This is a genomic window from Rhizobium sp. ERR 1071, assembly GCF_007828675.1.
Lineage (GTDB): Bacteria > Pseudomonadota > Alphaproteobacteria > Rhizobiales > Rhizobiaceae > Rhizobium > Rhizobium dioscoreae.
Map to the genome: position 1 here is coordinate 126,815 of NZ_VITM01000005.1, position 11,620 is coordinate 138,434.

An 11,620-nucleotide genomic window follows, 5' to 3' on the forward strand; every position below is an offset into this window, starting at 1 on the left:
ACGGCCTACCAATTGCGGAACCGGGAAGGCGGCCTGTAGAGGCCGCCAGAGGCGAGCATCAGATCCTTGATGGAATGCGCGGCCAGCAGACTGCGATCGGCATCCAGGGGATCAATTCCAAGGTCTTCGGGACGCTGGATGACTTTGCGCTGACGCAGGTGCTCCACCATCTTGCGGTCTCGGGCGCGACCGACTTCGGTGTAACCGGCCACGCCGCGGACCGCCTGTTCCCGCTCGTCCCTGTCGCGACACAACAGCAGATTGGCGATCCCCTCTTCGGTCACGATATGGGTCACGTCGTCACCGTAAACCATCACGGGAGCCAGATCGAGCTGTAGCTTGTCGGCCAGATCCAGGGCGGCCAGACGCTCGACGAACATCGGCACCATGCCATCGCCGAAGGTTTCGCCGATCTGGACGACCAGTTTGCGGCCCCGGCGCAGGGCAGGGGTCGCAGCGGAGGGATAGGCTTCCCGGCCGGCGCGCAGCCAGGCTTCGCTCGGATGGCGCCGGCCCCGTGCGTCCGATCCCATATTGGGGGCGCCGCCGAAACCCGCGACCCTGCTGCCGGTCACGGTCGAACTGTTGCCGGCAAGGTCGATCTGCAAGGTCGAGCCGATGAACATGTCGCAGGCATAGAGTCCGGCGGTCTGGCAAAAGGCACGGTTAGAACGTAGCGAGCCGTCAGGCCCGGTGAAAAAAATGTCGGGGCGAGCCCGCATATAGTCTTCCATACCCACTTCGGAGCCGAAGGAATGGATCTGCTCCACCCATCCGGCTTCGATGGCGGGGATCAAGGTGGGATGAGGGTTCAGTGCCCAATGCGTGCAGACCTTGCCCTTCAATCCCAGCCGCTCACCGTAAGTCGGCAGCAGCAGCTCGATGGCCGCCGTATTGAAGCCGATGCCATGGTTCAGGCGGCGCACGCCATAGGGCATATAGAGCCCCTTGATCGCCAGCATGGCGGTCAGGATTTGCGTTTCGGTAATCGCCGCCGGATCGCGGGTGAACAGCGGCTCCACATAGAAGGGTCGCTTGGCATCCACGACGAAATGAACCTGGTCGGCGGGAATGTCGACGCGCGGCACGCGGTCGACGATCTCGCCCACCTGCGCGACGACCAGCCCCTTGCCGAAGCTCGTCGCCTCCACGACCGTTGGCGTATCTTCCGTATTCGGCCCGGTATAGAGATTTCCCTCTCTGTCCGCGCTGACGGCGGCGATGAGCGCCACCTTTGGCGTCAGATCAATAAAATAGCGGGCGAAGAGTTCCAGATAGGTATGGACCGCACCCAGTTCGATCTGACCGCCGAACATCATGCGCGCGATGCGAGCCGACTGCGGGCCGGAATAGGAAAAATCGAGCCTTCGGGCGATGCCGCTTTCGAAAATGTCGAGATGCTCCGGCAGGACCACACCCGACTGTACCATATGCAGGTCGTGTATCTTGGCGACATCGACCTTGGACAGCGCCTTGGCCAAAAGGTCCGCCTGCTTCTGGTTGTCGCCCTCGAGGCAAACGCGATCTCCAGGCTTCAGGATCGCTTCCAGGAAAGCGACGAGCTGCTGCGGGTCGACGAGCTTGCCGGCAGAGAAACGCTGGCCGGCCTCGAGACGCGCCAGCCTGTCGCGACCTTTCGTATTCCAATCAAGCATTTGATAGCCCTATGTATGCGCAAGAGCGTGTTTCCGGAAATATAATGTACACACAATTGCGAAAACTGCAACAAAGTGTATTTTAAAATCGTCGTGCGGTCTATCCGTATGCATAGGAGGAGGAAAAATGGTGAACTCGTATTTCTATCGAAGCGCATGCGGGGAGGATCGCTCATGATGATCTCTGGTGTCGCGATGCTTGCCCTTTGCACCCTCTTGGGAAGCGTCCTCGGTGATCTCCTGGGGGTAGCGCTTGGCGTGAAGGCGAATGTCGGCGGTGTCGGCATTGCCATGATCCTGCTTATCGCCACGCGGCTTTGGCTGAGTAGGCGGGGCTTGTTGACGCTGCCGCTCAAACTCGGTGTCGAGTTCTGGGGCGCTCTCTACATCCCGATCGTCGTCGCCATGGCAGCGCAGCAAAACGTGTTGGTGGCCGCGCGCAGCGGTCCGCTGGTGCTGATCGCCGGTATCGTGACGGTTTTCGTTTGTTTTGCGACCGTCGCCCTGATGAGTCGCATCGGCGAGAGAGGCGAAACGATGGACGAAATCGAAGCGAGGGCCAGGGGTGAGCTTGCCACCTCCGGCAATCCGATCTGAGGGAGGCCGCCATGGAGATCTTGAAACACGGCTTGACCGCCAACAGCCTGCTTACCGCATTCGCCATCGTCGGATTGGTCATGTGGCTGTCGAACGCCATTTCGAAACATGTCCTGTTCGGCCGCGTCCACGGCTCGGCCATCGCGATCGTTCTGGGGCTCGCCGCCGCCTTCGCGGCTGGTCTGTGGACCGGAGGCGAAAAAGGGGTGGTGGATATTCCAATCCTTAGTGGCATCGGCCTCATGGGCGGAGCCATGCTGCGCGATTTCGCCATCGTCGCCACGGCCTTCGAGGTCGATGTCGGCCAAGCACGCAAGGCTGGCGCTGTCGGTGCGCTTGCCCTTGGCCTCGGCACGGTTCTTCCGTTCATTGTCGGCTCGTTGCTCGCCGTCGCTTTCGGCTATACGGATGCGGTATCCATAACGACGATCGGCGCCGGTGCCGTTACCTACATCGTGGGACCTGTGACGGGTGCCGCTCTGGGCGCAAGCTCGGCCGTGATCGCGCTGTCGATTGCGACCGGTGTTTTCAAGGCGGTCCTTGTCATGGTCGGAACCCCGATCGTCGCCAAGGCGATCGGTCTCGACAATCCCCGCAGCGCCATGATGTTCGGCGGCCTGATGGGAACCGTCAGCGGCGTGTCCGGCGGCCTGGCGGCGACCGATCGCCGTCTCGTCCCCTATGGCGCGCTGACGGCGACGTTTCACACGGGGCTGGGCTGCCTTGTAGCGCCTTCGATCCTTTATCTCGCCGTCAGGGCGATTGCAGGGGGCTGAAACAAAATGGGGAAAGCCGGTCGAACCGGTGCAGAAAAAGGCTTTTAGATGCCGCATCCTGCACGGGATCGCCGGTACGATTTGGGCGCCCGGCTATACCCCGATGCTTGCCGATCCAGCCGTCGTCGATGGCCTCCTCGCCAGCAGGCAAAACGGGCCGAATGCGGCACCATGCTTCATATCGATTGCTATCTGTCGAATTGGATGATGTAAAACTGAATGGTTGCCCGCCAAATCGGAAACAAGGTTTGACATGACGGAATTTGACGAAGCTGGATCGATCGGTCAGCGCATTAAACTGGTGCTGATGGATGAGATTTCCTCCGGCGCCATAAGGCCCGGCACAAGCCTGGACGAGGCAACGCTCAGCAGCCGCTTCGGCGCTTCCCGCACGCCGGTAAGGGATGCTTTACGTCAGTTGGAGGCGATCGGGCTCGTTGAGATTCGTCCGCGGCGAGGCGCAACCGTCCTGCCGCTGACCTTGCCGCGGCTGATGGAGATGTTCGAAGTAACCGCCGAGATGGAATGCATGTGCGTCCGTCTGGCGACCCATCGGATAACGGGCGTGGAGCGCGCGGTTCTGACCGAAATTCATGAGCGTTCCGAACTCGCGGCGAAGGCAGACGACTTTGAACAGTATGACAAGCTCAATTTGTCCTTCCACGAAACGCTATATCGCGGTGCGCATAACGAGTTTCTGTTTGATGAATTGATGAGGCTGCGGGCAAGACTGCTGCCATTCCGCAGGACTCAGCTGCGGCAACCGAAGCGATTGACGGCTTCATTCCTTGAGCACGAGGCGATCCTGCGCGCCATGATCCGGGGCGATGCGACGGAAGCGGCCCTAGTCGTGCGCGAACATATGCTGAATGCGGCCTTGGCATTGGCGCGCTACATGGAAATCGACGAGGCAGCGGAATGAACAGCCGAACGATTCCACCGTCGCGCAAGCTGTCCGGATCTCAGGATGCATCCGGCAGGCTACAACCTATCCCAATCTGATCCCGCCCTAAAGCTCGGATCAATCACAGGAATTGCTGCCGCTGCGGCTGATTGATTTTAGCGGGCTGAGCAGCATCCGAGCCGCCTCCCAAGTCCGCTGCGGCTTCTCGATTGGCCTGACCGCCCTCCGGCACCGATAACAGCGCCTTGGTCGGATCGTTGGTGTTTGACTTCAGCCTCTTTCGCGAAGGGCATCGATGACGACGGAGAATGCGCGAAGATTCTGTCGGCGGCTGGGATAATAGAGGTAGTAGCCCGCGAATTTCGGACACCAGTCGTCGAGGACAAGTTGAAGTCGCCCCGCCTCCAGATGGTGCTCGACATAGCTTTCCGGAACGTAGGCAATTCCGTGTCCGTCGAGAGCGGCCGATATCATCTCGCGATCGGTATTAAACGTGAGCTGGCCCTCGACCCTGACCCGGATCTCCTCTCCGTCCTTTTCGAACTCCCAGGCATAGAGACCGCCGATGCGGCCGAGGCGTCGACGAATGCAGTTGTGACGCATCAGCTCCTGTGGGGTCAGCGGTGCTGATCGGGTTCTAAAGTACTCTGGCGAGCCGACCGCCACCAGCCTCCAGTCGGGGCCGATGCGTACCGCGATCATGTCCTTCTCGAGGCTTTCGCCAAGCCTGACGCCGGCATCGAACCCGTCCTCGACGATGTTGCGGAAGCTGCCATCGACGCTGAGTTCAAGCTTGATATCAGGGTAATCGGCAAGGATGGACGACAATTTCGGCCACACGACACTTTCCATGGCGTGGTTGGAAAGCGTGATCCTGACGGTTCCTGCCGGGCGTTCCCGATAGACGGTCAAGGCTTCGATGTCCGCTTCGATCTCGGCGATGCGAGGCGACAGGGACTGTTGGAGCCGTTCGCCCGCCTCCGTCAGTCCAACGCTTCTCGTCGTGCGCGCCAGCAGGCGCATGCCAAGACGTTCTTCAAGTTTCTTCACCGCATGACTGAGCGTCGATTGGGATGTGCCCAGCTTTGCGGCCGCTTTCGTGAAGCTCCGTTCCTCAGCGACGGCCAGGAACACCAGCAGTTCGTTGAAATTTTCCCGTGGCATGAGCTTGTCCTATCCCATAATCGCGGGCCGAATTAATATCAATTTTCGATAGCTTCATGCAAATTACCCCGTCTAATCCGATTTATCGAGCGATGCTATGTATTCTCCCGAATGCGAAACGGACAGGCGCAACGCGCCCCGACGGGAGACCGGGCCATGCTCGCGACAATCCTTCATCAATCCCGGAAAGGTCTTCGATCTGGCGGTTCCGCTTGCCGATGTCGCGCATGGTTACAAGGCCATGGATGAGTGCCGGGCCATCAGGGCACTGCTCGGGATGTGAGGAGCAGGCCATGAAGAAAAGGCAATTCATCGCCGCGACGAGCGCCCCTGCCACCATCAAGACTTTCCGCTGAACAGCGCGTTCAGGCAACTTTGGACAATTGTTATGGAAACCACCTATGACCGCGCCGTCGAGCGTGCGGCCAGCCCATGGGCCGCGATCATCTGCATGACGCTGATGACCTTTACCCTCGTCGCTTCCGAGTTTCTTCCCGTCAGCCTGCTAACCCCGATCGCAGAGGAGCTTGGCATTACCGCGGGGCAGGCGGGGCAGGCGATTTCCGTTTCCGGATTTTTCGCGGTCGTCACCAGCCTGTTCAGCAACACGGTGCTGTGGCGGCTGGATCGGCGAACGGTGGTCCTGTCCTATACGATCGTGATGGTGCTCTCGGGTCTGGCGATCACATTCGCGCCCAACTATCTCGTCTTCATGCTCGGCCGCGCGCTGATCGGCATCGCGATCGGCGGTTTCTGGTCGCTGTCCACCTCTATCGTCGCGCGCATCGCTGCCGAACAGGACATTCCAAAGGCCCTCGCCATGCTGCAGGGCGGTACTGCTTTGGCCACGGTCATCGCTCAGCCGTTGGGAAGCTTTCTCGGCGGATTGATAGGCTGGCGCGGTGCCTTCTTCATCGTCGTTCCGGTCGGCATCATCGCCTTCGTCTGGCAAATCTTCGCCTTGCCGCGAATACCCGGCGGTTCGAAGAATGACGGGGGCGGTCCGCTCGGGTTGCTGCGAAACCGCGTCTTGGCAATCAGCATGGCCGCCATGTCCTTCTTCTTCATGGGCCAATTCGCGCTGTCGACCTATCTTCGACCGCTCCTTGGAGATGTGACGAGGCTTGATGTGAACGAGCTGTCGGTCGTGCTCCTCGGCATCGGCGTGTTCGGCCTGCTAGGCACGTCCTTGATCGGCTTCCTGCTGCGAGCGCATCTGGATGCCGTCCTCGCCGGATTCCCCGCGGCGCTCGCCGCGATCGCTCTGCTGCTGATCCCGCTCGCACCTTCGGGTATTGCGGTCGCCGCGCTCCTCTGCCTGTTCGGGTTCTTCGCCACGCCCATTCCTGTTGCCTGGAACACATGGATGACCCGGGCCATCCCAGACAAACTCGAGGCCGGCGGCGGGCTGCTGGTGGCGCTGATCCAGGCGGCAATCACCGCCGGTGCCTTCACAGGCGGGCTGCTGTTCGACGGCGTCGGGTGGTGGAGCCCATTCGCCTATAGCGGTGTTCTGTTTCTGGCGGCCGCCATCATTGCGTTCACGGCAAGACGGTCCGAATGATCTGGGACAGATCCAGGCGCGGATAGGCCCGCGATGTGAAATGGGGTCGCGGCCCCGGCCGATAGCCTCGCAGGGCATGCCCCAGGCTGTGGTCGATATTAATCATGTCTGCAAAATATGCCTGCGGGTCAGTTCCTTGAGCATATCGACGTCGCGCTTCTCTATTGCGTCGATCATCTGCTGGTGCTCGCGGCCGGACTGCTCGATGCGGGCTCGGGTTCGCCATTGCGAGACCGGTGCCGATGAGGTGCGTTGCCGGATTTCGGTGATGAGTTCGACAAGCTCCTGATTTCCTGCAAGTACCAGCAGGTAGCGGTGAAAAGCGAGATTGGCTTCGTAAAGCTCGAGCATGGTGCCATTGAGCACCAGATCATCGAAGCGCGAAGCCAGCGCGCGCAAATTGGCAATATCCGCATCGCCGGCATTGGCGACGATGCGATCGCTGATCGCCACTTCGAGGATCACGCGGATATCGCTTACTTCCTGGGCGCGGCGCCCGTCCTGCTCGTGCACGTGATAGCCGCGATTGGGAATGTGCTCGACAAGCCGCTTCTGCACGAGGCGGTCGAGCGCCCGTCGCACCTGCGGCCTCGTACAACTGTACCGACGCTCCAGATCGATCTGCTTCAGCCATGTTCCCGGTGGGAGCCTGCCCGCGAGGATGTCCTGGAGAATGAGCTCGGTCACGTCGGGCGCCTCTCCTCCGTGCGACCGCGCCGCCGCTTCAGCTTCCAGCGAGTTCATGCAGCTCTCCCAGACCTTCCCAAGTTGGCGATGACTATCATAGGTCCACATTTTTCAACACGGCGCGCGCTATGGCTGCCAAAAAAATATTCATGCTCATCTCTTGCGCATCCGTTCTTATTGGCACATAAATTGGTACCAATTTAGTATCCATTATATGAGGCGGATGGCAAGTCCATGCAAAATTCCGATGCGGTCTGGGACATTGTCGAAAGGAAAAGCGCGGAATTCTTCGCGCTTAGCGATCGGATCTGGGACATTCCTGAAACGAACTACCTGGAATACAGATCCGCCGAAGAACATGCCGCGATGCTTGGGCGTCAGGGGTTTCGTGTCGAGCGCGGCATCGCCGGCCTGCCGACGGCTGTCATGGGCGAAGCGGGCGAGGATGGTCCGGTCATCGCGATCCTCGGCGAGTTCGATGCGCTGCCCGGATTGAGCCAGGAAGCCGGTGTCGCGGAAGAGCGGCCTCTGGTCGATGGCGGCAATGGCCATGGCTGCGGCCATAACATGCTGGGCGCCGGCTCGATGCTCGCGGCGGCCGCGGTCAAGGATTTCCTCGCAGAAAACGGCCTGAAGGGCAGGGTGCGCTATTACGGTTGCCCGGCCGAGGAGGGTGGATCCTCCAAGGGCTTCATGGTTCGTGCTGGCGTTTTCGATGATGTCGATATCGCGATCTCCTGGCATCCGGCGGCCTTCGCCGGCGTCAACAATCCCATTTCGCTCGCCTGCAACGAGATCAATTTCCATTTTTCCGGCCGTGCCTCGCACGCTTCTGCCACGCCTCATCTTGGCCGCAGCGCGCTGGATGCGGTCGAGCTGATGAATGTCGGTGTCAACTACATGCGCGAACACATGCCGTCGACGGCGCGCATCCACTATGCCGTCACCGATACCGGCGGCGCGGCCCCCAATGTCGTGCAGGCGCGCGCCACCGTGCGTTATCTCGTGCGGGCGCGGACCCTGCCGGAACTCCTTTCGCTGGTCGCCCGGGTCAAGAAGGTGGCCGAGGGTGCCGCCTTGATGACAGAGACGACGGTTCGCAGCGAGATCATCAGCGGCGACGCCAATCTCGTTGGCAATACACCGCTCGAGGAATGCATGTTCGCGCAGCTGAATCGGCTCGGGCCGCCCGTGTTTGACGACGCGGATCGCGAGACCGCGCTGAAGTTTCAGCAGACCTTCAGCGCGGAGGATATTGCCGCTTCCTACGGCCGATTTGCATTGAAGCCGAAGAAGGGCCAGGCGCTCTGTGAGGAAATCTTTCCGTTGAACGCCGGCGATGGCACCCTGGTCGGCTCGACCGATGTCGGAACGGTCAGCTGGGTCGTCCCGACCGTGCAGATGCGCGGCGCCACCTATGCGATCGGCACGCCCGGCCACTCCTGGCAGCTCGTCGCGCAGGGCAAGCTGCCTGTCGCTCACAAGGGCACCGAACATGCCGCCAAGGTGATGGCGAGCACGGCCGTCGAACTCATCCGCAATCCCGCGCTCATCGCGGCCGCCAAGGAAGATCACAAAGCACGCCTCGAAGGTACGCCCTTCGTCAACCCGATCCCGGACGATGTCGAGCCGCCGCTGCCGGAGAAGGCCAATGGCTGAGGCCGGTCTGAAGCCCGATCGCGCGCGCTTGATGGCGCATATCGGCGAATTCGCGCGCCGAGTAAAGCTTTCGGGCACGGCCGAAGAGCTGGAAAGCTTCCGCTATCTCCAGGCTGAGATGGACGGCTTTGGCTATCGCACGCGGCTTCTGTCGCACGATGCCTTCATCAGCTTGCCACGTGCCGCCACGGTTGAGATCGATGGCGAGAACCTTCGTTGCATCACGCATTCCATGTCGATCTCGACACCAGCCGCGGGAGTAACCGGCAATCTCATCCATGTCGGCGAGGGAACCGAAGCCGATTTCGCCGGCAAGGATATCGCCGGCAAGATCGTCCTGGTCGATGGTATCGCGACCGAAGAAGTGGCCGCGCTTGCGAGTGCTTTCGGCGCGCTCGGCGAACTTCACATCAGTCCGAACGAGCATCTCTATGAGATGTGCGTCTCCCCGGTCTGGGGCAGCCCGTCGCAACACACGCGCGACAGGCTGCCGACGACCGTCATCTGCTCGATCGCTAAGGATGATGGCGGCCGCCTGCGTGAAAGGCTTGCGCGCGGAGAGGCGGTGACTGCAACGCTTTGCGCGGAGGTGGACACGGGTTGGCGCAAGACGCCGTTGCTTGTTGCCGAGCTTCAACCGAAAGGCGACGATGGACCTTTCGTCCTGTTTTCCGGCCATCATGACACCTGGCATTTCGGGGTCATGGACAATGGCGGCGCCAATGCGACGATGCTCGAGGCGGCGCGCCTGCTCGCGCTTCGTGCCTCGGAATGGCGCAGGGGCTTGCGCATATGCTTCTGGTCCGGTCATTCCCATGGCCGCTACTCCGGCTCAGCTTGGTACGCCGACGAGTATTTCGACGAACTCGATCGCCGCTGCGCCGTCCATGTCAATGTCGATTCCACCGGCGGCGAGGGTGCTACCGTCCTCACCAATTCCGGTGTGATCGACGAACTCAGGCCCTTGGCTGCGGATGTGATCGAGCGTGTGACCGGACAGAAACACGCCGGCAGGCGTCATGGCCGCGCCGCGGATCAGTCCTTCTGGGGCATCGGTATTCCCTCGATGTTCGGCAGCCTCAGCCATCAGCCGCCGGGACCCGTCAAGATGCTGACGGCGCTTGGATGGTGGTGGCATACGCCGCACGACACCGCCGAACATATCGATCCGGACAATCTTTGCCGGGACACGGCGATTGTTCTCGAAGTTCTCTGGCGGCTGCTGACTTTGCCCGTCCTGCCGCTGGATTACACTCAATATGCCGCCTCCCTCGACGAGCAGATTGGGCAATTGCAGGCAGCGCTTGCCGGCCGTCTCGATATCTCCGGCTTGTCCCGGGCCATAGAAGACTTGCGCGTCAACGCAAATTCGCTTCTGCAGGTGAGGGATCCCAAGCCGGAACGAGCGGCGCGGATCGATGCCTCGCTGATGCATGCCGGGCGGCATCTGGTGCCGCTGAACTATACGAGCGGCGAACGCTTCCATCCTGATTCCGCGCTGCCGCACGTCGCCTGGCCCTCTCTGGAAGGGCTGCGCTCGCTGGCGAGACTGGATGAGGGCGCGCAGGATACCGCTTTCTACGTCGTTCACGCGCGTCAGACGAGAAATCGCATCGCTTACGCGCTGCGGGAGGCCAATGCCGCCCTGAGAGCGGCTCTGGAGAACTGACGCCGAGAATACCGGATCTGACAAAAGGCCGCTTAGGCGGCCGAAAAGGGGAACGAAGATGAAAAACAGAAAAATGCTTGCCGCCGTATTCGGCATGATTGCCTCCCTTGCTCCGCTGACCGCCGGCGCCAAAGACTGGACGCAGGTGAAGGTCGGCATCGAAGGCGCGTTCCCGCCGTGGAACCTGATGGATTCAAGCGGCAAGCTTGCCGGCTTCGACGTCGATCTCATCAACGATCTCTGCAAGCGCGCCAAGGTCGATTGCGAGTTGATCGCCGGCGAATGGAACGCGATGATCCCAAGCCTGAATGCCGGCAAATTCGATCTGGTGATGACGCTCGGCATCAACGATAAGCGCAAACAGGTGGTCGATTTCACCGTACCCTATGCGAGCGGTGTCGCAAGCTTCCTGCTCGTGAAGGATGGATCGGTTTCACCTCTCCCGATGACGGGTGAGCGGCTCAATCTCAACGACAAGGCGAAAGCGGATCCGGTGATCGCGGAGATCGGCAAGGCCTTGAAGGGCAAGACGGTCGGTGTCGTCCAGTCGACCAGCCAGGAGCAGCTGATCAATTCCTATTTCGGATCCGATGTGACGGTGCGTGCCTATAAGAGCTCCGGAGAGCGCGATCTTGATCTCAAGGCAGGCCGCATCGATGCCGGCTTCGACAGCGGCGTCTATGAAACCTCCGTACTCGCCAAACCCGGCAACGACGATCTGATGATGTCCGGCCCCCTGGTGAAGGGTGCGATGTTGGCAACGGAGGTCGCTCTCGGCATGCGCAAGGGCGAGACCGATCTGAAGGCGAAATTCGACGATGCCATCAAGCAAGCGGCCAAGGATGGCACGATCAAGCAGCTCTCGGAAAAATGGAGCAAGATCGACCTGACGCCGACCTTCGAGGCTAATTGAGCGCGTCCCGCATCCACCGTTCCCGGCCGAGG

Annotated in this window: 10 protein-coding genes and 1 pseudogene; 8 read left to right on the forward strand and 3 right to left on the reverse strand. The window is 60.9% G+C overall.

Annotation, left to right across the window (positions count from 1 at the left end; translation table 11 throughout):
• Positions 1-5: 5 nt before the first annotated feature.
• A complete protein-coding gene (gene mdcA / locus FBZ99_RS18915; protein ID WP_145634288.1) occupies positions 6-1,655 on the reverse strand; it encodes a malonate decarboxylase subunit alpha in 1,650 nt (549 codons plus the stop codon).
• 174 nt (positions 1,656-1,829) lie between these two features.
• Here mdcA and madL point away from each other — a divergent pair, with 174 nt between their 5' ends.
• The 3 genes from madL (at position 1,830) to FBZ99_RS18930 (ending at position 3,950) form a co-directional block, all read left to right on the forward strand.
• Entirely contained in the window at positions 1,830-2,252 is a 423-nt protein-coding gene (madL, locus tag FBZ99_RS18920) for a malonate transporter subunit MadL (protein ID WP_145321305.1), read from the forward strand.
• A gap of 11 nt (positions 2,253-2,263) precedes the next feature.
• Positions 2,264-3,028, forward strand: coding sequence for a malonate transporter subunit MadM (gene madM / locus FBZ99_RS18925; RefSeq protein ID WP_145634291.1), 765 nt, complete (start codon positions 2,264-2,266; stop codon positions 3,026-3,028).
• Between the two features lie 253 nt (positions 3,029-3,281).
• Positions 3,282-3,950 carry a GntR family transcriptional regulator gene (locus FBZ99_RS18930; RefSeq protein WP_145634293.1) on the forward strand — a complete coding sequence of 223 codons (669 nt, stop codon included), beginning with the start codon at positions 3,282-3,284 and terminating at the stop codon, positions 3,948-3,950.
• 252 nt (positions 3,951-4,202) lie between these two features.
• Here FBZ99_RS18930 and FBZ99_RS18935 read toward each other — a convergent pair whose 3' ends face one another.
• On the reverse strand, positions 4,203-5,096 hold the full coding sequence (locus tag FBZ99_RS18935) for a LysR family transcriptional regulator (protein ID WP_145321310.1): 894 nt from the start codon (positions 5,094-5,096) through the stop codon (positions 4,203-4,205).
• Between the two features lie 175 nt (positions 5,097-5,271).
• On the opposite strand from FBZ99_RS18935, the pseudogene FBZ99_RS33880 reads away from it, so the two are divergent.
• Both FBZ99_RS33880 and FBZ99_RS18945 read left to right on the forward strand, forming a co-directional pair.
• Positions 5,272-5,379: pseudogene (locus FBZ99_RS33880) on the forward strand (IMP dehydrogenase); the annotation flags it as partial.
• 105 nt (positions 5,380-5,484) lie between these two features.
• Complete coding sequence (locus tag FBZ99_RS18945) at positions 5,485-6,660, forward strand: MFS transporter (protein WP_113353355.1); 1,176 nt, start codon at positions 5,485-5,487, stop codon at positions 6,658-6,660.
• Between the two features lie 102 nt (positions 6,661-6,762).
• Here FBZ99_RS18945 and FBZ99_RS18950 read toward each other — a convergent pair whose 3' ends face one another.
• Complete coding sequence (locus FBZ99_RS18950; RefSeq protein WP_113420712.1) at positions 6,763-7,404, reverse strand: GntR family transcriptional regulator; 642 nt, start codon at positions 7,402-7,404, stop codon at positions 6,763-6,765.
• A gap of 177 nt (positions 7,405-7,581) precedes the next feature.
• Here FBZ99_RS18950 and FBZ99_RS18955 point away from each other — a divergent pair, with 177 nt between their 5' ends.
• Genes FBZ99_RS18955 through FBZ99_RS18965 form a run of 3 tightly spaced genes read left to right on the forward strand, consistent with a single transcriptional unit; the run spans position 7,582 to position 11,588 of the window.
• Entirely contained in the window at positions 7,582-9,006 is a 1,425-nt protein-coding gene (locus FBZ99_RS18955; protein ID WP_113331780.1) for a M20 family metallopeptidase, read from the forward strand.
• Positions 8,999-10,675 (forward strand): M28 family peptidase, encoded by a 1,677-nt coding sequence (locus tag FBZ99_RS18960; protein WP_113353352.1) that lies wholly within the window; start codon positions 8,999-9,001, stop codon positions 10,673-10,675. Before FBZ99_RS18955 ends, FBZ99_RS18960 begins: the two co-directional genes overlap by 8 nt.
• A gap of 58 nt (positions 10,676-10,733) precedes the next feature.
• A complete protein-coding gene (locus FBZ99_RS18965) occupies positions 10,734-11,588 on the forward strand; it encodes a transporter substrate-binding domain-containing protein (RefSeq protein WP_145634295.1) in 855 nt (284 codons plus the stop codon).
• Positions 11,589-11,620 lie beyond the last annotated feature (32 nt).

What these genes read in the sequence shown, in the direction of transcription:
- FBZ99_RS18950 (WP_113420712.1), bottom strand. Translation starts at nt 7,404, where the DNA reads ATGAACTCGCTGGAAGCTGAAGCGGCGGCGCGGTCGCACGGAGGAGAG.
- FBZ99_RS18930 (WP_145634293.1), top strand. Translation starts at nt 3,282, where the DNA reads ATGACGGAATTTGACGAAGCTGGATCGATCGGTCAGCGCATTAAACTG.
- madM (WP_145634291.1), top strand. Translation starts at nt 2,264, where the DNA reads ATGGAGATCTTGAAACACGGCTTGACCGCCAACAGCCTGCTTACCGCA.
- FBZ99_RS18965 (WP_145634295.1), top strand. Translation starts at nt 10,734, where the DNA reads ATGAAAAACAGAAAAATGCTTGCCGCCGTATTCGGCATGATTGCCTCC.
- FBZ99_RS18955 (WP_113331780.1), top strand. Translation starts at nt 7,582, where the DNA reads ATGCAAAATTCCGATGCGGTCTGGGACATTGTCGAAAGGAAAAGCGCG.
- mdcA (WP_145634288.1), bottom strand. Translation starts at nt 1,655, where the DNA reads ATGCTTGATTGGAATACGAAAGGTCGCGACAGGCTGGCGCGTCTCGAG.
- FBZ99_RS18960 (WP_113353352.1), top strand. Translation starts at nt 8,999, where the DNA reads ATGGCTGAGGCCGGTCTGAAGCCCGATCGCGCGCGCTTGATGGCGCAT.
- FBZ99_RS18935 (WP_145321310.1), bottom strand. Translation starts at nt 5,096, where the DNA reads ATGCCACGGGAAAATTTCAACGAACTGCTGGTGTTCCTGGCCGTCGCT.
- FBZ99_RS18945 (WP_113353355.1), top strand. Translation starts at nt 5,485, where the DNA reads ATGGAAACCACCTATGACCGCGCCGTCGAGCGTGCGGCCAGCCCATGG.
- madL (WP_145321305.1), top strand. Translation starts at nt 1,830, where the DNA reads ATGATGATCTCTGGTGTCGCGATGCTTGCCCTTTGCACCCTCTTGGGA.